The organism is Albimonas sp. (genome assembly GCF_055129145.1).
The window spans coordinates 24,053-43,394 of record NZ_JBSRTQ010000019.1 but is presented as its reverse complement, the minus strand read 5'-3'; the positions used below and the strand labels follow the sequence as shown (position 1 = coordinate 43,394).

The following is a 19,342-nucleotide window of genomic DNA, read 5'->3' as shown; positions in this document are numbered from 1 at the left end:
CGCGCCCCCGGGGGCGCGGCCGCTTTCATGTCGGCGGGGAAGGGAGCGGCTTCAGGTGGTCAGAAAGGCGGGCTCCGCCCCGGTCTCCAGCCGCACGGCGGAAAGCACGCCGGAATGATAGGCCCCGGTATCCACCCCGATCCGCCCCTGGGAGACATGGGCCTCGTCCACGATGTAGTGGCCGTAGACGCACCAAAGCCCGTCCTTGCGCGCGCCCTGGAAGAAGCGCGAGGTCCCCCAGGTCAGGGTCCGGTCGGACTGCATGTCGGGCGGCAGGTCGGGATCGGCGCCGGCATGGCTGAACAGCACCGTGCCGAAGCGCAGCCAGACCGGCAGGGCGGCGATCATCGCCAGATCCTCGGCGGCGGCGCGGCCGAGCGCGGCGGCGTAGGGGGAGAGGTCCGCGCCCTCGCGGGTCAGATCCACCCCGCCGACGCCGTAGCTCGCCATGGTCTGCAGCCCGCCGTTGCGCAGCCAGCGGGAGCCGGAGCCGGGCTCGGCGACGAAGCCGGCCATCATCGCCTCGTGATTGCCGCGCAGGGCGTGGATTTCCGCGCCCGGGACGTCGCCGGCCAGCAGGCCGCGGATCCGGGCGAGCACGGCGGCGGAATGGTCGCCCCGGTCCACATAGTCGCCCATCAGGATCAGCCGCCAGTCGGCCCCGTGGCCGCGCGCCGCCGCATCGGCCGCGATGGTGGCGATCAGCCGACCGAGCAGGTCGTCGCGCCCGTGCACGTCGCCGATGGCGTAGGTCGGGCGGTCGATCTCCAGCGGCGCGTCGAAGGCGCGGGGACTGCGGGCGGGCCTGCGCCCGCCCTTCTTCCCGTCATTGCCGTCGCCGCCGCCGAACAGGCGTCTGAAGAAGCCCGTCATGCGCCCTCCCCGGCCCGTCTCACTCGGCGGCCATCTTCGCGGCCGAGAGCCAGCCCCACACCCGCTGCGGGGTCAGCGGCATGTCGACATGCGCCACCCCCGCCGGGGTCAGCGCGTCGAGCGCCGCGTTGGTCACCGCGGCCAGCGCGCCGACGGTCCCGGCCTCGCCGCAGCCCTTCATGCCGATGGCGTTGGCGGTGGAGGGCGTCGGCTCGGAGTGGAAGGTCATCTCGGGCATGTCGGTCGCCCGCGGCATGGCGTAATCCATGAAGGTCGCGGTCAGCAGCTGGCCGGTCTCGTCGTAGACCACCTGCTCGGTCACCGCCTGGCCGAGGCCCTGGGCGACGCCGCCATGCACCTGGCCGATGGCCAGCACCGGGTTCATCAGCAGCCCGAAATCGTCGGCGATCGTGTAGCGGTCCACCGCCAGCGTGCCGGTGTCGGGGTCGATCTCCAGCTCCACGATATGGCAGCCATTGGGGAAGGACCGGCCGGGGACCACGTTCTCGGTCTCGTGGACCAGCAGCTCGATCATGCCCTTGGCGCGGGCCTTCTCCGCCAGCGCCTCCAGCGTCACCGCCTTGTCGGTGCCCGCGACCATGAAGGCGCCTGCCTCGAACACCAGGTCGGCGGCGGCGGTCTCGAGCTCTTCTTCGGCCAGCGGCCGGAACCGCTCCACCATCTCGTCGGACGCCGCGTTGATCGCGTTGCCCTGCATGGTGACCGAGCGCGAGCCGCCGGTGCCGCCGCCCTTGGCGATCAGGTCGCTGTCGCCCTGCACGATGCGGATCTTGTCGAAAGACAGGCCCGAGCGCTGATGCAGGATCTGGGCGTAGACCGTCTCATGCCCCTGACCGTTGGACTGGGTGCCGACATAGAGGTTGATGCCGCCATCGTCGGCGAACTCGATCTTGGCGGTCTCGTTCTGGGCGCCGAGGATCGACTCGATATAGGTCGCCATCCCGCGGCCGCGCAGCTTGCCCCTGGCGGCCGACGCCGCCTTGCGCGCGTCGAAGCCGGCCCAGTCGGCCTCCTTCATCGCGCGGTCCATGACTTTCTCGAAGTTGCCGACGTCGTAGAGCTGGCCGACCAGGGTCTTGTAGGGGAACTTGTCGGGGGCGATGAAGTTGCGGCGGCGCAGCTCGTCGGGTTCTACGCCGAGCTGGCGGGCCGAGAATTCCATCAGCCGCTCGATCTGGTAGATCGCTTCGGGGCGACCGGCGCCGCGGTACGAATCCACCGGGCAGGTGTTGGTGTAGGCGCCCTTCACTTCGAAGAGGCCGATCTGCACGTCATAGACGCCGGGCAGCACGTTCTTGGCGACCTCGGACGGGATGTACTGGCCGAAGGGCGAATTATACGCGCCCAGGCCCGCGATCACCGTGAACCAGATCGCCTGAAGCTTCAGGTCCTTGTCGAAGGCGGCCCGCGCCGTGGTGACGTGATCGCGCCCCATGGCGTCGGTCATCATCCCTTCGGAGCGATCCGACATCCAGCGCACCGGACGGTTCAGCTCGCGCGCGGCGAAGCCCACCGCGAAATGCTCGGGGTAGGAGAAGGCCTTCATGCCGAAGCCGCCGCCGACATCGGGATTGGTGACGCGGACCTGATCGGCCTCGAGCCCCAGTTTCTTGGCCATCTCGTTCTTCAGGTTCCACACGCCCTGACCGTTGGTCGAGATGTGCAGACGCTCGCCCGCCCATTCGGCCCAGGCGCCGCGGGGCTCGATCGGGTTGGCGATGACCCGGTTGTTGACCAGCGGCAGCTCGACCACATGGGCGGCGGCGGCGAAGGCGGCGCGGGTGGCGTCCTCGTCGCCGAAGGCCCAGTCGAAAGCCACGTTCTTCGGCGCCTCGGGATGCACTTCGGGCTCGTCGAAGGCGCCGGCGGTGGACCAGGCGGCGGGCAGCTCGTCGAAGTCGATCTCGATCAGCTCGGCGGCGTCGCGGGCCTGGGCGAAGGTCTCGGCCACCACGATGGCGATGGCCTCGCCCACATAGCGGACGCGGCCCTCGGCCAGGATCGGGCGGACCGGGGCGGCGCCGTTGCTGCCGTCGCGGTTCTTGACCAGGCCGGCGTTGACGAAGTTCTTCATCTTGCCGGCGAGATCGCCGGCCGCGTAGACGCCGAGCACGCCCGGCGCGGCGCGCGCCGCGCTCAGGTCAGGCGCCGCGAAGTCGGCATGCGCGATGCTGGAGCGGAGGAAGAAGGCGTGGGCCGCGCCTTCGGGCGCGATGTCGTCCACATAGCGGCCTTCGCCGGTGAGAAGTCGGACGTCCTCCTTGCGGAGCACGGGCTGGGAAACGCCGAACTTTTCCATGAATCCACCCTGTCATTCTGGCGGGTCTGAAGACCCGGTTTCGGTGCGAACCCTACAACCGCAGGCCGCGAAGTCCATGCCCGAGGCCGCCGCCGCCCCGCGGCCTGATGCGCTTCGGCTTGCTTTGAGGGGCGGGCTGGGCCAAATGACGGATCCGGCCAAGCCCGCCGCCCATCCGTCTTGCCGCGGAGGCGGGCCCATGCCGGGTCGGTCCGCACGTCATGGCTCCCCGGCCATGCGTGATACGATGGACCCAAGGGAGGAGCGAATCATAATGACGACAACCGACGATCGAATCGCGGAAACGCTTCTGGAACTCGCCCGCAGCGGCACGTTGGGCCCCAGCTTCTGTCCTTCGGACGTGGCGCGGCAGCTCAAGCCCGAGGATTGGCGCCCCCTGCTGACGCGGGTGCGCGAGGTCGCAGGTCGACTGCAGCGCGACGGGCTGATCCATGTCACCCAGTCGGGCAAGGCGGTCGACGCCCTGTCGGCCAACGGTCCCATCCGCCTGTCCCGGCCGATGCATTGACGCCCGTTTCGGGCGATGAGCTGACGCCCGTTTCGGGCGATGCACTGACCTTCTGATCGGGCCCGCCCGTCGGACCCGGTCGCTCAACGCAGAATGGGCGGCTTGTCGGGGTCCATGCCGGGCGCCGACGGATCCGACGCGCGCGGGGCCGCCGGCTCGGGCAGCTCGAACCCCAGGCCGAAGCGCCTCGCGGATTGCAGCGCCGGCGCGCTCTCCTCCACGAACATGGTCGCGAAATCCGGGCCCTCGGGCGCCGCCAGCCGGGCGGAACGGCCGAGCGCCGAGACCATCGCCTGACGCCGCGCCTCCGCCGCCGCGTCCAAGGCCTTCTTGCCTTCCATGTCGAGCCCCGGGCGTTCGCGCAGGATCATCAGCAGGGTCGGGGCGGCGGCCTCCTCGGTCGGCGCGGCCTCCACCAGCCAGGCCTCCGAAAGGTAGCCCGCCAGCGCCGCCAGCCGCCCGTCGAGCGCGGTGATCAGCGCCTCGGGCGCGGCGCGGGGCGGCCCGAGCCGCCCGACCCGCGCGGCTTCCGCCCGCGTCTCGGTCTCGGCCGACTCCGCCATCCAGATCAGCGCCGCGGCTTCGTGGAAAAGCTCGGAGGGCGCGACGCCCGGGTTCACCGCGAGGTTCAGCCCCTGGCCGCCCAGCAGCCGGGCCAGCGCCAGCCCGTTGAGTTCGGCGTAATCCGTGCCCGCCCCGAAGGCGGCGAGCCGGGTCTCCGCGTCGAAGGCGAGCGCGGTCGGCCCCGCCTCCAGCTCCAGGATCACCGGGCGCAGCCGGTCGCCCTGCATCGGGGCTTCGAGCAGCAGCAGAAGCTCGGTGCCCATCAGCGCGTCCACCGCCCGCCCGTCTGTCGCGTCGCCCCCCGCCATGCGCAGGGCGCGGTCGAGCGGGGTCTCGTCTTCGGGGAGGGCGAGGGGGGCGTCAGTCATGGCGGCTCGTATCCTGAGGTTCGGGCGCTTGCGCGCCGGTCGCGTCGGGCAGGGCGCGCGCCGCAATCCACTCGGCCACCAGGTCATGGACCCGGACCGCCTGAAGATCGCGCAGCAGCATGTGCCAGCCGGTCGGCACATAGGCGAAGGACTTCGGCCCGGGCAAGGCGTCGTATGCGCGCCGCACCGTGCTTTCCGGCACCACCTCGTCATGCGCGCCCATCACCACCAGCGTGTCCGTCCCGTCGCCGGGCGCGGCCAGCACCGCCCGGTCCATCAGCCGGATCAGCCCCATGAATTCGCGGGGCGAGGGGTTGGCGAAGCGCACCGGGTCGCGGGAGAGGGCGATCAGCATCGGGATGTTGTCCGACGGCCGGATCCGCACCGGCGCGCGGCGGGGCGAGATCCGCATGTCCGGCGCGATCGCCGCCATGCTCCAGGCCGAGGCGCGGTAGAAGGGGTTGAGCGTGTCGCCCCCCCACACCGCCGGGGCGAGCAGGATCACCCCCCGCACCCCCGGCAGCCGCCCCTCGCCCGCCGCGATCAGCGCCACGCCCCCGCCCATGGAATGGCCGGCGACGAAGAGCGGCACGCCCGGCCGCCGCTCGGCGATGCGGGCGGCGGCGGCCTCCAGGTCGGCCACCAGCGCCTCGGGCCCCGGCCAACGGCGGTTCGACGGGTTCCGCCCGAAGCCGCGCTGATCGTAGGCGAAGGTCTCGATCCCCGCCGCGGCCCAGCGCCGGGCGGCGAGGTCGTAGGTGGACGGCGCATAGTCCCCGTAGCCATGCAGCGCCAGCAGCACGGCGCGGGGGTTTCGGGCGGGCCAGCGGGTGAGGGCGAGCGGGCCGGCGGGGAGGTCGAGCCAGCCGTCCTCGCGCGTCGCCTCCGCGGGGGCGGCGTCGTCCTCGGCCGCCGCCCCGCCGACCGGGACGGCGGCGGGAAGCGTCATGCTCTGCGCTTCGCCGGGCGGCGGGAGTTCGGCCGCCGTGAGCAACGGCCCCCCCGGCGTCCCGCACCCGGCGAGCGTCAGCCCCAGCGCCAGCCACGCGGTCGTCCGCATCGCCCGCCCGGGCGAACGGCGGGCGATGCGGGTCATGTCAGCGCTCGCACGCGATGGCGCAGCCATGGGACCAGCTCCTCCTCGAACCAGGGGTTCCGCTTCAGCCAGCCGGTATTCCGCCACGAGGGATGGGGCAGGGGCAAGGCGCCGGGCGGCGCCTCGCGCCAGGACGCGACCCGCGCGGTGACCGAGATCCGGCCGGGCAGGGCCCAGCCCTGCGCATACTGGCCGATCAGCAGCGTCAGCTCCACCTGCGGCATCGCCGCGAGCGCCCGTGCGCGCCACAACGCGGCGCAGACCGGCGGGGGCGGCAGGTCGGCGCCCTTGGCGTCATAGCCCGGAAAACAGAAGCCCATCGGCAGGATGGCGACGCGCGCGGCGTCGTAGAAAGTCTCTCGCCCGATCCCCATCCAGTCGCGCAGCCGGTCGCCGGAGCGGTCGTCGAAGGGCAGGCCCGAGGCATGGACCCGCGCGCCGGGCGCCTGCCCCGCGATCAGCAGGCGCGCGGTCGCCGACAGGCGCACCACCGGACGGGGCCGATGCGCGGTGCGGGTGGCGGCGAAGCGGTCGGCGCAGACGCGGCAGGACTCGATTTCGCGGCTCAGGGGGCCGGGCGCCGCGGCGACCGGGTCGGCGGGGAGGGGACGCGTCTCGGGCCTGTCGCCGGTCATGCTTCGGGTTCTCCCTGCGTGGCGCGGCCCTCGGCGGCGGATGGGGCGGGCGCGGGCTCAAGATGGGGTTTCGATGGACCGGGACGCAACCCGGCGGAGGCGGCGTCGCCTCGCCTCTCCGTGATCGCGCGCGTTCCGGGCGCCGCAGGCGATGCGACGCTTCATCGTCCGGGGCCGTGCGCCAGCCCGTCGCCTTCGGGAACGGCCTGCCCACGGGTGCGGGGCGCTCGGCCGGGATTCGGCTTCCGGCCTTGCCTGCGCGGGCCGCACAGGCCATTCAGCGTGCCATGTCGCCCGCCCCCTCCCGCCCTCCCGCCGCCAACGGCGAAGACCTCGACCTGCTGGTCATCGGCGCCGGCGCCTTCGGGCTTTGGTCGGCTCGCGCCGCGCTGCGCCTCGGCCTGCGCGTCGCCATCGCGGGCGAGGGCGTGGCCCCCGCCGCCTCCGCCACCCCGGTCGGCGCCCTCGCCCCCCATCTGGCCGAGCCCTGGACGGACCTGAAAGCTTTCCAGCTCGCCGCCCTGCACGCCCTGGCGGCGGACATCGCGGCGCTGGAGGCGGAGACCGGCCTCGCCACCGGCTACGCCCGCCTTGGCCGCCTCAGTCCGCTGACCTCCGAGGCGCAGCGCGCCCATGCCGTCGCCCGGGTGGCGGATTGCGAGGCGCGTTGGGGGGCGGGGTCGGGGGTGAGCCTGCTGGACGGGCCGGCGCCCGGCGGGGCCTGGGATCCTGCCTGGCTCGCCCCCGCCGCCCACGGCGCGCTGCATGACCATCTGACGGCGCGGATCGACCCGCCGGCGCTGCTCGCCGCCCTGCGCGCGGGCTGCGCCGTGGCTGGGGCGGGCTTCGTCGACCTGGGCGCCTTCCTCGGCTGGTCGGCCGGAACCGCGGGATTCGCACGGGGAGAGATCCGCGCCCGCACCGCCATTCTCGCCGCCGGAACCGCCACCCTGCGCCTGTTCCCGAGGCTCGGCGGCGGCCCGGTGCAGGGTCAGGCGGCGCGGCTGCGGGTCCGCGCGCCGGCGCGCGCGCCGCTGATCGGCGCGCCGGGCCTGTGGATCACGCCCCATGCCGACGGCACGGTGGCGGTGGGCGCGACTTCGCAGGGCGGGCGCGAGGATCTTTCGACCGACGCCGCCCTCGACCGCCTGCTGGCGCGGGCCGCGGGGCATTGCCCCTTGCTGGCCGGCGCCCCGGTGCTGGCGCGCTGGGCCGGCCTGCGGCCGCGGGCGGCGAGCTCCTCGCCCGTGATCGGGCCGGCCCCGGGCGCGCCGGGGCTGATCCTCGCCACCGGCGGCTACAAGATCGGTCTGGGGGTGGCGGCGGCCTGCGGTCGGTCCGCGGCGGCGATGGCGGCGGGCGCGCCCGTCCCCGACCTCCCCCCCGAATTCACGCCCCCCGCCGACGCGCCCCTGCCCGAGTTCCGCCGCCCCGGCGGACCCGCGGCCCCCTGAGCCCGACCATTTCGCCCTCCACCCTATCCGGGCGCCCGCCGGCGCGACGTCGACGCGGCGCTTCGCCCGACTTTCCGCGCCGCCCCCGCCGGCGTAAGAGAGGCGCGGACACCGACCGGCCGCGCCATGGGCGGGGCGATGACGGGAGCGACCGACATGCATCACCAAGCCTGCGCGATCCCGGCCGCCCGGCCTCGCCGGACCGCATCCGGCCGCGCCGTCCCCGCGCTGCTGGCGCTGGTCCTCGCCGCCGGGGCCGCCCCGCTCTCCGCCGCGGAACCCGCCGAGAGCTATTACTACCCGCCCCTCACCTCGGAGGAGACCTTCGAGCGCTCGATGCTCTCCGGCCCCCGCCGCGACGGGCTCGACCGCGAGGCCTTCGTCGGCGCCATCGCCCGCGCCCAGGCGGGGTCCGCCCAGACACCGCGCTTCGCGCTCTTCGCCAAGGGCGACGGCTCGAAGCGCCTGATCATGATCGCGCTCGACGACGAGGTCTTCCGCACGATCTATCGCGCACGCGCCGTGCTCGCCCAGCTGACCTACGGGCTGCGCGCCACGCCGCTTTTCCGCGGGCAGGGGCTGGAGGCGTCGGCCACCTTCTTCGACGCGCTCAAGCTGCTGGGCTTCGAGAGCCTGACCGTCTCCGACGGCGCCACCTGGACCCACCGCATCAATTTCGAACCGCAATGAGAGGGGCCGCGCGATGACCGACGATCTCGCCACGATCACCACGCTGGGCCGCGCGACCGAGCAGCCCGCCTCCCCCGAAGAGGCGCAGCTCGATCCCGTGCCCAACCCGCAGCGGGGGGAGCTGTTCCTCGCCCGCTTCGTCGCGCCGGAATTCACTTCGCTCTGCCCGGTGACCGGCCAGCCGGATTTCGCCCATCTGGTGATCGACTACGCGCCGGACGAATTCCTGATCGAATCCAAATCGCTGAAGCTGTTCCTGACCAGCTTCCGCAATCACGGCGCCTTCCATGAGGACTGCACCGTCTCCATCGGCAAGCGCATCGCGGACGTCGCCAAGCCCACCTGGATCCGCATCGCCGGCTACTGGTATCCGCGCGGCGGCATCCCGATCGACGTGTTCTGGCAATCGGGCCCGCCGCCGGCCGGATTGTGGCTGCCCGATCCGGGCGTCGCGCCCTATCGCGGGCGCGGATGAAGGAGATCGGGCGATGATGGACGCGAACACTCATGCCGGCGCCGCCCGGGTCATCGACGGCAAGGCCTTCGCCGAGGGGCTGCGCGCCCAGGTCGGGGTCGAGGTGGCGAAGCTGGCCGCCCAGGGCGTCACCCCCGGGCTCGCGGTGGTGGTGGTGGGCGAGGATCCGGCCTCAGCCATCTATGTGCGCAACAAGGGCCGCCAGACGCTCGAGGCGGGGATGGCGAGTTTCGAGCACAAGCTTCCCGCCGACGCGTCGGAGGCCGAGCTGCTGGACATCGTGGCCCGGCTCAACGCCGACAGGTCCGTGCATGGCATCCTGGTGCAGCTGCCGCTGCCGCCGCAGATGGACGCCGACCGGGTGATCGACGCCATCGCGCCGGAAAAGGACGTGGACGGGTTCCATGTGATCAACGTCGGCCGTCTGGCCGCCGGGCTGCCGGCGATGGTGTCCTGCACGCCGCTCGGCTGCCTGATGCTGCTGCGCGACCAGTTCGGCAGTCTTTCGGGCCTCGACGCGGTGGTGGTCGGCCGCTCCAACATCGTGGGCAAGCCTATGGCCCAGCTGCTGCTGCGCGAGAGCTGCACGGTGACCATCGCCCATTCCCGCACAAGGGACATCGAGGACGTCTGCCGCCGCGCCGACATCCTCGTCGCCGCTGTGGGCCGGCCCGAGATGATCCGCGGCGACTGGATCAAGCCGGGCGCCACGGTGATCGACGTCGGCATCAACCGCATCCCCGCGCCGGAGCGCGGCGAGGGCAAGACCCGCATCGTGGGCGACGTCCACTTCGCCTCGGCCGCTCAGGTCGCGGGCGCGATCACGCCGGCGCCGGGCGGGGTCGGCCCGATGACCATCGCCTGCCTGCTCGCCAACACCGTCACCGCCGCCTGCCGCATCCATGGGCTCGAGCCCCCCGCCGCCTTCGCTTTCTGAAGGGGGCCTGGGGCCTCAGCCCCGGGGGCGCGTCACCGCCATCGTGCCCAGCAGGATCGCCGCCCGCGTGGCGATCCCGCCCGCATCGATGCTGTCGACGTCGGCGCGCACCACGATGATCGTGCGTCCGGCCCGCTCCACCCGCCCCCGCGCCACGATCCGCGCGCCGTTCGCCGGGGCGAGGAAATTGGTCTTCATCTCCAGCGTCACCACGCCGTCGCCGGGGGCGAGCATCGTGCTGGCCGCGATCCCCGCCGCGGTGTCGCCGCCGGCGAAGGCCATCGCGGCATGGGCGTGGCCGAGCTGCTGGGCGGTCTCGGGGCCGAGCGGCGCTTCCAGCTCCGCCGCGCCGGGGGCGAGCGCGGTCAGCCGCCAGCCGAGCAGGCGCATCATGTTCTGGACCTCGAACAGGGCGCGGGCGCGAGCCTCCCAGTCCGGGTCGCGGGGGATCGGGGTCGGCGGGGCGTCGAAGGTCATGCGGAGAGGTCCATAGGGGCGGAGCGGCTCAGCAGACCCGCCCTCCACCCCCGCATCAAGCCCGGGCGGAAGGGTTCCGGGGGCGTCGCGCGATCCGCCGCAGGGGGGCTCGCCTCAGACCCCCCCCTCAGACCATCCCGTCGAGCACCGCCATCGTGCCCAGCATCGTCGCCACCGGCGTCTCGCGCCCGTCGTCGAGCGCCGTCACGTCGGCGCGCACCACGGTGACCGTGCGGCCGGCGCGCTCCACCCGCCCCACCGCGCGGATCGACCGGCCGCGGGCGGGGGCGAGCAGGTTGATCTTCATTTCGATGGTCAGCACCCCGAAACCCGGCGCCATCAACGACTGCGCCGCCATCCCCGCCGCCGTGTCGCCAGCCGAGAAGCTGAGCCCCGCATGCGCGAAGCCGTGCTGCTGGGTGATCGCGGGCAGGATCGGGGCGGTCAGCGTGACCGTCCCGGGGGCGAGGCTTTCGATCTCGATCCCCAGATGCCCCATCATGCCCTGATGCGCGAAGAGATGGCGGATCCGCGTTTCCCAGTCCGGATCGCGAGGGGTGAAGTCGGGCATGGCGGGGCTCCGTTCGGTTCGGTTCTTCGGCGGCGGCGGTTGCGGCAGTTCAGGTGAGCGTCAGCCGGGGGATGGGGCGCAGGGCGGCGAGCGGGGCGGGCGCCACGCGCGCCCCGATCAGCAGGGCGAGGCCCGCGGGGGCGAGCGCGCGCAGGGCCGGGTCGCGGGCGCAGAGCCCGCCGGTGTAGCGGCCGAAGGCCGGCAGGATCAGGCGGGCGGCGGTCAGCACGAAGCAGGGCCGCGTCCCGCCGCCCCCCGGCAGCCGCGCCTTGGGATGGTAGTGGCCCGAAATCTCTCCCGCACCGGCCTCCGCCTCCGCCGCGGCGATGTGCCGAAACACCAGCGGCCCGGCGCGCAGCTCGGCCGCCTGGGTCATGCCCGGGGCGCTCAGACCGTTGGGGCCGGGGTCGTGGTTGCCCTCCACCCAGGTCCAGCGCCGCCCCGCGGCCATCGCCTCCAGCCGCGCCCGCGCCGCAGGGTCGAGCCCCGCCGCCGCCGCCCGGTCGTCGAAACTGTCGCCGAGGCAGATGATGTCGGCCGGCCCCAGCGCCGCGATCTCGGCTGCCAGCCGGTCCAGCGTCTCGGGCGTCTCGTAAGGGGGCAGCAGCGGTCCGCCGCGCCGGGCGAGGCGCTCGGATTTGCCCAGATGCAGGTCCGCGACGATCAGCGTCCGCCGGGCGGGCCACCACAGCGCGCCCGAGGGCCGCGCCACCAGCGCCGCCCCCGCCAGCGCGAAGGCGTGGCCGACCGGGGCGAGATCGGGCGCCGAAGGAAGAGAGTCGCTCATCGCGCGATGTTAGTGGAATGTTCCGATCCGCGGCAAGACAGGGAAACGCTGGGGCGGAGCGCCCGCCGGGCCCTTGCCCGGCGCGGCGCGCAGGGGGCTCGACGCCCCCTGCGCGCCGTCTCCCCCTCAGGCCAGCGTCTTGCCCATCCGGATCACCGGCACCGTCCGTCCTTCGACCGCAGGCGCCTCCATCCGCTCGATCTCCCGCCACCCGGCGGCGCGATAAAGCGGCGCCCCCGCCAGCGTCGCGACCAGCACGCCCTGCGAAAACCCCGCCGCCGCCGCCGCCCGCTCCGCCGCCGCCAGGATCGCCCGGCCGATCCCGCGGCGCGCCTGGGCGGGGTCGGTGTACATCGCCCGCACCCGGGCGGGCTCCGTGGCCGGGTCCAGCAGCCCGTCGTCGCGCCCGGCGCTGTGGCCGCCGCCATGCGTGGTCCGGCGCATCGACCAGCCGCCGCAGCCGATCACCGCCCCGGACGCGTCCTCGGCCAGCAGATAGGTCCCGTCCGCGATCAGCTGCGGATCCATGCCCATGATCGCGGTGCTGTCGGCCACCTGCTGCGGCGTGAGCACGTCGTTCATCAGCCCGGCGATGGCGCGGTCCATCACCATGGTCATCGCCGGAATGTCCTCCGCCCGCGCCAGCCGCAGGCTGTAGCCGTCCCCGCTCATCCCGGTTCCTCGATCCCGCAGGTCATCGCCGCGCGGCCCGGCAGCTCGAACCGCGCTTCGTCGCCCTTGACCCAGAAGATGATCTCGCCCTCCCCCAGCCAGGGCGCCGCCGAGCCCGCCTCCGCCGCATAGCGCGCGCCCGAGCCGGTGGGGCCGAGCGGCAGCACGATCCGGTTCTCCCGCCATTCCAGCGCCACCACCGGCGGATCGACCCCGATGAAGGTCAGGCCCATCGCGGCGTCGAGCCCCGGGCATTCGGCCACGAACGGCCCGGTGGAGACGCCGGCGTCGTCATCGGCGCGCGCGTCGAGATAGCCGGCGCGCAGGGCGTGGATGCGCAGGGCCTGCGCGTCGCGCACGCAGGTCTTCGGATCGGCGGCCTTCCAGCAATCGTCGCGGCCCTTGATCCAGCCGCGCTGCACGGCCCTGAGCTCTTTCAGCCGGGCGTCGTCCATGTGCAGGCCGCGGGCGGCGAGCCGGTGGAGACGGGTGATCTCCCGGTCCAGCGCCGCAAGCTGGGCGTCGCCGCAGATCAGGACCTCGGCCTCATGCTCGGCCTTGGCGCAGTCGAAGCTGGGGCCGGCGTCGGCGGCGCGCGCCGGGGCGGCGAGGGTCAGCCCCGCGAGCAGGCAGGTCAGGGCGATGGGGCGGGTCATGTCGGTTCTCCTCCGCTTCCGGCGACGCGCCGCGCCGGGTCGGGCCGCGAGCCAAATCTGCACCGGCATGAGAGTCGGCGCCAGAGCCGCGGGGCCTCAGGCCTTCAGCCCCGCCTCCGCCATCAGCGCCGCCGCCTCGCCTTCCAGCAGCCGCTCGCGCCCCTCGCCCTTGATCGGCACGCGGCCGACCTCGAGCATCAGGGGGGCGGCGAGCGGGGTCGTCCGGTCGGCCCGCACCACGCGCACCGCCCCGGCGGCCCGGGCGCAGAGCGCTTCGATCCGGGCGAAATCGACCAGGCCGCGTTCCGCCTCGGCCCGGGTGATGCGCATCAAAAGGTGGTCGGGGTCGAAGCGGCGCAGCGTGTCGTAGAGGATGTCCGACGAAAACGTCGCCTGCCGCCCGGATTTGCGCATGCCGGGCAGGTTCCGCTCGATCAGCCCGGCGATGATCGCCGCGGCCCGAAAGGTCCGCTTCATCACCGCGTTGTCGCCGAGCCAGCCCTCCAGCCCCTCGCGCAGGCCTTCTGCGTCGAGCAGGGCGGCCGGGTCGGGCGCCTCCTCCAGCGCCCAGACCATCAGCGCGTAGTCGTTGGCGACGAAACCCAGCGGACCCAGCCCCGCCGTCTCCATCCGCCGCGTGACCAGCAGCCCCAGCGTCTGATGCGCGTTGCGCCCCGCGAAGCCGTAGATCACCAGGTATTTCCGCCCGAAATGCGGGAAGGTCTCGCAGAGAAGACCCTGGCGGGAGGGGAGTTCGGAGCGTTCCGCCTGCAGGGCGAGCCAGTCGGCGGTATGGGCGGGCAGGGCGCGGATGGCGTCGGGATCCTCCAGCAGGTCCATCACCCGGTTCGACAGCAGGGTGGAGGTCGAGAGCTTCGAGCCCCCGAACACCGCGATCCTGGGCTGACGGCCCGGGGCGCGGGAGACCATGATGGTCATCTCCTTCAGCCCTTCGAAGCGCACCACCTCGCCGCCGATCAGGAAGGTGTCGCCGGGGGCGAGGGTGGCGGCGAAATCCTCCTCGATCTCGCCCAGCTTGGCCCCGCCGAAGCCGCGACCGCCGAGGCGGACGGAAAGCGTCTCGGTCCCCACGATGGTCCCGAGATTCATCCGGATGGTGCGCGACGCCCGCGGGTCGCGCAGGCGGAAGGTTCCCGGCGGCCCCTCGGCGAGGCGTTTCCACTTGTCGTAGGCGCGCAGCGCATAGCCGCCGGTGGCGCAGAATTCGAGGCAGTCGTCGAAGGCGGCGCGGGTGAGGTCGGCATAGGGGCCGGCGCCGGATTTGATTTCGTCGAAAAGCGCCCCGGCCTCGAACGGCCCCGCGCAGGCGGTTGCGAGGATATGCTGGCAGAGCACATCGAGCGGGCCGCGACGCACGTCGTCGCCATCGAGGTCATGGTCCAGCACCGCGTCGAGCGCCGCCCGGCACTCCAGCACCTCGAAGCGGTTGGCGGGCACGATCAGGGCGCGCGAGGGGGCGTTGTAGCGATGGTTGGCCCGCCCGATGCGCTGGACCAGCCGCTTGACGTTCTTGGGCGCGCCGACCTGCACCACCAGGTCGACGTCGCCCCAGTCGATGCCGAGATCGAGCGACCCGGTGCAGACGACGGCGCGCAACGCCCCCTCGGCCATCGCAGCTTCGACCCGTTTTCGCGCCTCGCGGTCGAGGGAGCCGTGGTGGATGCCGATGGGCAGGGCGTCGTCGTTGACGTTCCAAAGGGCCTGGAAGAACAGCTCGGCCTGGGCGCGGGTGTTGTGAAAAACCAGGGTGATGCGATGGGCGCGGATCAGGTCCATGACCGCGCTCGCCGCATGACGCCCGCCCTGGCCTGACCAGGGGGGCGGGGCCTCCGTCTCCAGCATTCCGATATCCGGCTCCGGCCCCGGATCGGCCAGCAGCACCCGGCAGCCGGCGGGCGAGAGCCAGCGGCCGAGCGCCGGCGGATCCTCGACCGTGGCCGATAGCCCGACGATGGAGAGGCCGGGCGCGAGCCCCCGCAGGCGGGAGAGCTGCAAGGCCAGCTGATCGCCGCGCTTCGACTCCGCCAGCGCGTGCGCCTCGTCGACGATCACCCGCTTCAGGCCCGCGAAAATCCGCGGCGCGTCCTCGTAGGACAGCAGCAGCGCGAGGCTTTCGGGCGTGGTCAGCAGGATATGCGGCGGGTCGGCGCGCTGGCGGCGCCGCGCGGTCTGGGTGGTGTCGCCGGTGCGGTCCTCGACCCGGATCGACAGGCCCATCTCCTCGATCGGGCGGGCGAGGTTGCGGCGGATGTCGGCGGCCAGCGCCTTGAGGGGCGAGAGGTAGAGCGTGTGCAGGCCTTTCGGCGGATCCCCCTCCAGCGCCACCAGGGTCGGCAGGAATCCCGCCAGCGTCTTGCCGCCGCCGGTGGGGGCGACCAGCAGGTCGGCGCCCCCGGGGCGGGCGGAGGCGAGCAGGTCCAGCTGATGGGGATGCGGCGCCCAGCCCCGCCGGGCGAACCAGTCGGCGAAGCGCGGCGGCAGGCCGATGGGATGGGTGGCGGGAGGGAGCGGGGCGTCCATGGGGCGGAGCATAGCGGGGCCGGGCGACGACGGGAACAGGCGGTGAACGCGCCGGGCGTCCGCTTCGCCGGCGGATTGCCCGTTTCGCAGGCGCCGCGCCCCGGACCGCGGCCGGAATGGCGCCGGATCCCGGCCCGCGGCATGCAAAGCCGGCGTGGGGCCAGGGCCCGATGCGGCCTCCGGCCCGCCCCCGCCCGCATCCGCCGCAGCGCGCCCCTGCGGCGCCACGGCGCGTTCCGCCAAGTTTCCCCGCGCCGCCCTTGACCTCGGCAGGCCATCCGTTTCTGATCGAGAGGCAATCACCTGCGCCGCCGCCCCGCTTGCCCGGGGCCTCGGCCATGAGGGGGACGGACCGTGTTCAACGAGATGTCCGGATCGGACGGCAAGCTGCGCGAGCCCTATGCGGGCATCGCCGAATGGCTGGAAGCGAGCGGCGTCGAGCTGCTCAACCGCCGCTCGGAAGAGGCCGAGGCCATCTTCCGGCGCATCGGCATCACCTTCGCCGTCTATGGCGAAGGCGGCGACCCGGAGCGCCTGATCCCCTTCGACCTGATCCCGCGGGTGTTCTCGGCCGCCGAATGGCGCCGGCTCGACCGCGGCATCCGCCAGCGGGCCCGCGCGCTCAACGCCTTCCTCTACGACGTCTATCATCGCGGCGAGATCCTGCGCGCCGGCATCGTCCCCTCGCAGCTGGTCTACCGCAACTCGGCCTTCCTGCCGGAGATGATGGGGATCGAGCCGCCGGGCCGGGTCTATTCGCACATCGTGGGCATCGATATCGTGCGCACCGGGCCCAAGGACTTCCAGGTTCTGGAGGACAACTGCCGCACGCCGTCCGGCGTCTCCTACATGCTGGAGAACCGGGAGATCATGATGCGCATGTTCCCCGAGCTGTTCGACGGCGGCCGGGTGGAGCCGGTGGACGACTACCCCGACGCGCTGCTCAAGACGCTGGAAGAGGTCGCGCCGTCCGCCTGCAAGGGCGACCCGACCTGCGTGGTGATGACCCCCGGGCCGCTGAATTCGGCCTATTACGAGCACTCCTTCCTCGCCGACCTGATGGGCGTCGAGCTGGTGGAGCCGCAGGACCTGTTCGTCGACGACGGCCTTGTGTGGATGCGCACCACCCGCGGCCCGCAGCGGGTCGACGTGATCTACCGGCGGATCGACGACGACTACATCGACCCGCTCGCCTTCCGCCCCGACAGCCTGCTCGGCGTGCCCGGCCTCTTCGACGCCTACCGGGCGGGGGGCGTGACGCTCTGCTCCGCCCCCGGCGCGGGCGTGGCCGACGACAAGGCGGTCTACACCTTCGTCCCGGACATGATCCGCTTCTATCTCGGCGAAAAGCCGATCCTCGACAACGTGCCGACCTGGCGCTGCGCCGAGACCGACAGCTGCAAATACGTGCTCGAGCATCTCGAGGAGCTGGTGGTCAAGGAAGTCCACGGCTCAGGCGGCTACGGCATGCTGATCGGCCCGCGGTCGACCCAGCGGGAACGGGAGGACTACGCCAAGCGGATCCTCGCCGACCCGTCCGACTTCATCGCCCAGCCGACGCTGGACCTGTCGGCGACGCCGACCCTCACGCCCTCGGGCGTCGGGGGACGGCACGTCGATTTCCGCCCCTACTGCCTGGTGGGGCAGGAGATGCGGCTGGTCCCCGGCGGCCTGACCCGCGTGGCCATGCGCGAGGGCAGCCTCGTGGTGAACTCGTCGCAGGGCGGCGGGGTCAAGGACACCTGGGTGCTGAGCGAATGAGCGCCCCCGATCCCGGAGAAACCCGCGGAGCGAACCCTCGACCGGCCAAGCGCCAGGGAGCCATCGGATGCTGAGCCGGACCGCGGAGAACCTGTTCTGGATGGCCCGCTATGTCGAGCGCGCGGAAAGCACCGCCCGCCTGATGGAGATGGGTCAGCGCATGGCGATGCTGCCGGGCGCGGGGGAGCGTGACGAGTGGCGCTCCGTCGTCACCTCCTGCGGCTCCGCCCATCATTTCGACGACGACGAGCGGATCACCGAGGTCGCCGCGGCGCGATCCCTCGTGCTCGACCCCGACAACCCGTCCTCGATCCGCGCCTGCCTCGCCGGCGCCCGGATCAACGGCAAGGCGGTGCGCACCGCCCTGACCCGCGAGATGTGGGAGACGCTGAACGACGACTGGCGCAAGCTGGAAAGCGTCGACGGCAACGCCCAGACCCTGCGCCGGGAGCTGCCGGAGCTGCTGGACTGGACCAAGAAGCGGGCCAACCTGCTGCGCGGCGCGGCCGAGACCTCGATGCTGCGCAACGATGGCTGGGACTTCATGCGCATCGGCGGGTTCATCGAGCGCGCCGACATGATCCTGCGCCTGCTCGACGTGAAATATTTCGTGCTGCTGCCCGAAACCGACGTGGTCGGCGGCGGGCGAGATCACCATCAGTGGACCTCGGTGCTGCACGCCACCTCGGCGACGCGGGCCTTCCACCATGTCTATCGCGGCGACTACGCGCCCTGGCAGATCACCGACTTCCTGCTGCTCAACAAGGCCTTCCCCCGCTCGCTGTCGCACTGCTACCGGCAGATGGGCTGGCATCTCGATCACATCGCCCGGCGCTACGGCCAGACCCATCCGTGCCACGACACCGCCCAGGCGATGATCGAGCGGCTGGAAAGCGCCGGCATGGGGGAGCTGTTCAAGCAGGGCCTGCACGAGTTCGTCTCGGACGCGCTGGCGGTGACCGCCCGCCTGTCGGTCGAGATCAAACAAGCCTATCATTTCTGAGGGGACCGTCCCGATGCGCCTGAGCATCCGTCACCGCACGGTCTACGAATACGAGCCCGCCGCCCTGCGCCTGGCGCTGCGGCTGCGCCTGTGGCCCTCGGCCTATGAGGGGCAGTCCGCGCCCGGCTGGAAGGTCACCGTCAACGGCGAGGCGGTCACGCCGCTTCTGACCGACGATTTCGGCGACGCGCTCGCGCTCTGGCACGCGCATGATCCCATCGGCGCGGTCGAGATCGTGGCGGAGGGCGAGATCGACACCACCGACACCGCCGGCGTGGTCCGCGGTCTCGGCCATGCCCGCGCCGCCGGGGTGTTCCTGCGCGACACGCCGCTGACCAGGCCTGACGACGCGATCTGCGAGCTCGCCGCCACCGTCGCCGCCGACAAGGGCGACGATGGCACGCTCGCGGTGATGCATGCGCTCTGCAACGCGGTGCACGCGGCCATCGCCTATCGCTCCGGCGTCACCGAGGCCGACACCACCGCCGCCCGCGCGCTCGCGCTCGGGGCCGGGGTCTGCCAGGACCACACGCATGTCTTCATCTCCGCCGCGCGCTCGCTCGGCGTGCCGGCGCGCTACGTGTCGGGCTATCTGCTGGTCGAGCCGTCCGAGGAGGATGACGAGGACGAGGAGAAGATGAAGAAGGACGAGCTCAGCGAAACCCACGCCTGGGCCGAGGCCTTCATCGACGGGCTGGGCTGGGTCGGCTTCGATCCGTCCAACGACATGTGCCCGACCGAGGGCTATGTGCGCCTGATCGCCGGGCTCGACGCCAACGAGGCCGCCCCGATCCGCGGCTCGATCACCGGGCAGAGCGAGACGACGCTGACCGCCGAGGTCAATGTGGAGCCCGCGGCCCAGAGCCAGAGCCAGCAGTAAGGCCCCGTCCGGCGCGTTCCCGGCGGTCAGCAGGGCCGCGGGCCCCGCCGACG

General features: G+C 72.8%; 19 protein-coding genes. 8 read left to right on the top strand and 11 right to left on the bottom strand.

The window, feature by feature from the left end:
- Nucleotides 1-51: 51 nt before the first annotated feature.
- Complete coding sequence (locus ACTB72_RS05525) at nucleotides 52-873, bottom strand: metallophosphoesterase (protein WP_463035984.1); 822 nt, start codon at nucleotides 871-873, stop codon at nucleotides 52-54.
- Between the two features lie 19 nt (nucleotides 874-892).
- Entirely contained in the window at nucleotides 893-3,193 is a 2,301-nt protein-coding gene (locus ACTB72_RS05520; protein WP_463035983.1) for a xanthine dehydrogenase family protein molybdopterin-binding subunit, read from the bottom strand.
- A 274-nt stretch (nucleotides 3,194-3,467) separates the two neighbouring features.
- On the opposite strand from ACTB72_RS05520, the gene ACTB72_RS05515 reads away from it, so the two are divergent.
- Nucleotides 3,468-3,722 carry a DUF3253 domain-containing protein gene (locus ACTB72_RS05515; RefSeq protein ID WP_463035982.1) on the top strand — a complete coding sequence of 85 codons (255 nt, stop codon included), beginning with the start codon at nucleotides 3,468-3,470 and terminating at the stop codon, nucleotides 3,720-3,722.
- Nucleotides 3,723-3,805: 83 nt separating this feature from the next.
- Here ACTB72_RS05515 and ACTB72_RS05510 read toward each other — a convergent pair whose 3' ends face one another.
- Genes ACTB72_RS05510 through ACTB72_RS05500 form a run of 3 tightly spaced genes read right to left on the bottom strand, consistent with a single transcriptional unit; the run spans nucleotide 3,806 to nucleotide 6,385 of the window.
- Complete coding sequence (locus ACTB72_RS05510) at nucleotides 3,806-4,654, bottom strand: SseB family protein (RefSeq protein WP_463035981.1); 849 nt, start codon at nucleotides 4,652-4,654, stop codon at nucleotides 3,806-3,808.
- Nucleotides 4,647-5,750, bottom strand: coding sequence for an alpha/beta fold hydrolase (locus ACTB72_RS05505; protein ID WP_463035980.1), 1,104 nt, complete (start codon nucleotides 5,748-5,750; stop codon nucleotides 4,647-4,649). Before ACTB72_RS05505 ends, ACTB72_RS05510 begins: the two co-directional genes overlap by 8 nt.
- Entirely contained in the window at nucleotides 5,747-6,385 is a 639-nt protein-coding gene (locus ACTB72_RS05500) for a uracil-DNA glycosylase family protein (protein ID WP_463035979.1), read from the bottom strand. The genes ACTB72_RS05505 and ACTB72_RS05500 overlap by 4 nt, the downstream gene beginning before the upstream one ends.
- 287 nt (nucleotides 6,386-6,672) lie before the next feature.
- On the opposite strand from ACTB72_RS05500, the gene ACTB72_RS05495 reads away from it, so the two are divergent.
- From ACTB72_RS05495 to folD, 4 genes are all read left to right on the top strand, one after another.
- Nucleotides 6,673-7,839 (top strand): NAD(P)/FAD-dependent oxidoreductase, encoded by a 1,167-nt coding sequence (locus tag ACTB72_RS05495; RefSeq protein WP_463035978.1) that lies wholly within the window; start codon nucleotides 6,673-6,675, stop codon nucleotides 7,837-7,839.
- A 156-nt stretch (nucleotides 7,840-7,995) separates the two neighbouring features.
- A complete protein-coding gene (locus tag ACTB72_RS05490; RefSeq protein WP_463035977.1) occupies nucleotides 7,996-8,529 on the top strand; it encodes a hypothetical protein in 534 nt (177 codons plus the stop codon).
- Between the two features lie 13 nt (nucleotides 8,530-8,542).
- Entirely contained in the window at nucleotides 8,543-9,004 is a 462-nt protein-coding gene (gene queF, locus ACTB72_RS05485; protein WP_463035976.1) for a preQ(1) synthase, read from the top strand.
- Nucleotides 9,005-9,020: 16 nt separating this feature from the next.
- A complete protein-coding gene (folD, locus tag ACTB72_RS05480) occupies nucleotides 9,021-9,941 on the top strand; it encodes a bifunctional methylenetetrahydrofolate dehydrogenase/methenyltetrahydrofolate cyclohydrolase FolD (protein WP_463035986.1) in 921 nt (306 codons plus the stop codon).
- A gap of 15 nt (nucleotides 9,942-9,956) precedes the next feature.
- On the opposite strand, the gene ACTB72_RS05475 is transcribed toward folD, so the two are convergent.
- The 6 genes from ACTB72_RS05475 to ACTB72_RS05450 form a co-directional block, all read right to left on the bottom strand.
- Nucleotides 9,957-10,418, bottom strand: coding sequence for a PaaI family thioesterase (locus ACTB72_RS05475; protein ID WP_463035975.1), 462 nt, complete (start codon nucleotides 10,416-10,418; stop codon nucleotides 9,957-9,959).
- 127 nt (nucleotides 10,419-10,545) lie between these two features.
- Complete coding sequence (locus ACTB72_RS05470; RefSeq protein ID WP_463035974.1) at nucleotides 10,546-10,989, bottom strand: PaaI family thioesterase; 444 nt, start codon at nucleotides 10,987-10,989, stop codon at nucleotides 10,546-10,548.
- 49 nt (nucleotides 10,990-11,038) lie between these two features.
- On the bottom strand, nucleotides 11,039-11,776 hold the full coding sequence (gene pdeM, locus ACTB72_RS05465; protein WP_463035973.1) for a ligase-associated DNA damage response endonuclease PdeM: 738 nt from the start codon (nucleotides 11,774-11,776) through the stop codon (nucleotides 11,039-11,041).
- Nucleotides 11,777-11,902: 126 nt separating this feature from the next.
- Entirely contained in the window at nucleotides 11,903-12,448 is a 546-nt protein-coding gene (locus ACTB72_RS05460) for a GNAT family N-acetyltransferase (protein WP_463035972.1), read from the bottom strand.
- Nucleotides 12,445-13,104, bottom strand: a complete 660-nt coding sequence (locus tag ACTB72_RS05455) for an MliC family protein (RefSeq protein WP_463035971.1) — start codon at nucleotides 13,102-13,104, stop codon at nucleotides 12,445-12,447. Before ACTB72_RS05455 ends, ACTB72_RS05460 begins: the two co-directional genes overlap by 4 nt.
- Before the next feature lie 96 nt (nucleotides 13,105-13,200).
- Nucleotides 13,201-15,645, bottom strand: a complete 2,445-nt coding sequence (locus tag ACTB72_RS05450; protein WP_463035970.1) for a ligase-associated DNA damage response DEXH box helicase — start codon at nucleotides 15,643-15,645, stop codon at nucleotides 13,201-13,203.
- Nucleotides 15,646-16,011: 366 nt separating this feature from the next.
- Between ACTB72_RS05450 and ACTB72_RS05445 the strand changes: the two genes are divergently transcribed.
- The 3 genes from ACTB72_RS05445 to ACTB72_RS05435 all read left to right on the top strand — a co-directional run bounded on the left by ACTB72_RS05445 (nucleotide 16,012) and on the right by ACTB72_RS05435 (nucleotide 19,289).
- Nucleotides 16,012-17,406 carry a circularly permuted type 2 ATP-grasp protein gene (locus ACTB72_RS05445; protein WP_463035985.1) on the top strand — a complete coding sequence of 465 codons (1,395 nt, stop codon included), beginning with the start codon at nucleotides 16,012-16,014 and terminating at the stop codon, nucleotides 17,404-17,406.
- Between the two features lie 67 nt (nucleotides 17,407-17,473).
- Complete coding sequence (locus tag ACTB72_RS05440; RefSeq protein WP_463035969.1) at nucleotides 17,474-18,409, top strand: alpha-E domain-containing protein; 936 nt, start codon at nucleotides 17,474-17,476, stop codon at nucleotides 18,407-18,409.
- A gap of 13 nt (nucleotides 18,410-18,422) precedes the next feature.
- The gene (locus tag ACTB72_RS05435; protein ID WP_463035968.1) at nucleotides 18,423-19,289 is read left to right on the top strand and encodes a transglutaminase domain-containing protein; all 867 of its coding nucleotides are present in this window, start codon (nucleotides 18,423-18,425) and stop codon (nucleotides 19,287-19,289) included.
- Nucleotides 19,290-19,342 lie beyond the last annotated feature (53 nt).

What these genes read in the sequence shown, in the direction of transcription:
- ACTB72_RS05525 (WP_463035984.1), bottom strand. Translation starts at nt 873, where the DNA reads ATGACGGGCTTCTTCAGACGCCTGTTCGGCGGCGGCGACGGCAATGAC.
- ACTB72_RS05520 (WP_463035983.1), bottom strand. Translation starts at nt 3,193, where the DNA reads ATGGAAAAGTTCGGCGTTTCCCAGCCCGTGCTCCGCAAGGAGGACGTC.
- ACTB72_RS05515 (WP_463035982.1), top strand. Translation starts at nt 3,468, where the DNA reads ATGACGACAACCGACGATCGAATCGCGGAAACGCTTCTGGAACTCGCC.
- ACTB72_RS05510 (WP_463035981.1), bottom strand. Translation starts at nt 4,654, where the DNA reads ATGACTGACGCCCCCCTCGCCCTCCCCGAAGACGAGACCCCGCTCGAC.
- ACTB72_RS05505 (WP_463035980.1), bottom strand. Translation starts at nt 5,750, where the DNA reads ATGACCCGCATCGCCCGCCGTTCGCCCGGGCGGGCGATGCGGACGACC.
- ACTB72_RS05500 (WP_463035979.1), bottom strand. Translation starts at nt 6,385, where the DNA reads ATGACCGGCGACAGGCCCGAGACGCGTCCCCTCCCCGCCGACCCGGTC.
- ACTB72_RS05495 (WP_463035978.1), top strand. Translation starts at nt 6,673, where the DNA reads ATGTCGCCCGCCCCCTCCCGCCCTCCCGCCGCCAACGGCGAAGACCTC.
- ACTB72_RS05490 (WP_463035977.1), top strand. Translation starts at nt 7,996, where the DNA reads ATGCATCACCAAGCCTGCGCGATCCCGGCCGCCCGGCCTCGCCGGACC.
- queF (WP_463035976.1), top strand. Translation starts at nt 8,543, where the DNA reads ATGACCGACGATCTCGCCACGATCACCACGCTGGGCCGCGCGACCGAG.
- folD (WP_463035986.1), top strand. Translation starts at nt 9,021, where the DNA reads ATGGACGCGAACACTCATGCCGGCGCCGCCCGGGTCATCGACGGCAAG.
- ACTB72_RS05475 (WP_463035975.1), bottom strand. Translation starts at nt 10,418, where the DNA reads ATGACCTTCGACGCCCCGCCGACCCCGATCCCCCGCGACCCGGACTGG.
- ACTB72_RS05470 (WP_463035974.1), bottom strand. Translation starts at nt 10,989, where the DNA reads ATGCCCGACTTCACCCCTCGCGATCCGGACTGGGAAACGCGGATCCGC.
- pdeM (WP_463035973.1), bottom strand. Translation starts at nt 11,776, where the DNA reads ATGAGCGACTCTCTTCCTTCGGCGCCCGATCTCGCCCCGGTCGGCCAC.
- ACTB72_RS05460 (WP_463035972.1), bottom strand. Translation starts at nt 12,448, where the DNA reads ATGAGCGGGGACGGCTACAGCCTGCGGCTGGCGCGGGCGGAGGACATT.
- ACTB72_RS05455 (WP_463035971.1), bottom strand. Translation starts at nt 13,104, where the DNA reads ATGACCCGCCCCATCGCCCTGACCTGCCTGCTCGCGGGGCTGACCCTC.
- ACTB72_RS05450 (WP_463035970.1), bottom strand. Translation starts at nt 15,645, where the DNA reads ATGGACGCCCCGCTCCCTCCCGCCACCCATCCCATCGGCCTGCCGCCG.
- ACTB72_RS05445 (WP_463035985.1), top strand. Translation starts at nt 16,012, where the DNA reads ATGTCCGGATCGGACGGCAAGCTGCGCGAGCCCTATGCGGGCATCGCC.
- ACTB72_RS05440 (WP_463035969.1), top strand. Translation starts at nt 17,474, where the DNA reads ATGCTGAGCCGGACCGCGGAGAACCTGTTCTGGATGGCCCGCTATGTC.
- ACTB72_RS05435 (WP_463035968.1), top strand. Translation starts at nt 18,423, where the DNA reads ATGCGCCTGAGCATCCGTCACCGCACGGTCTACGAATACGAGCCCGCC.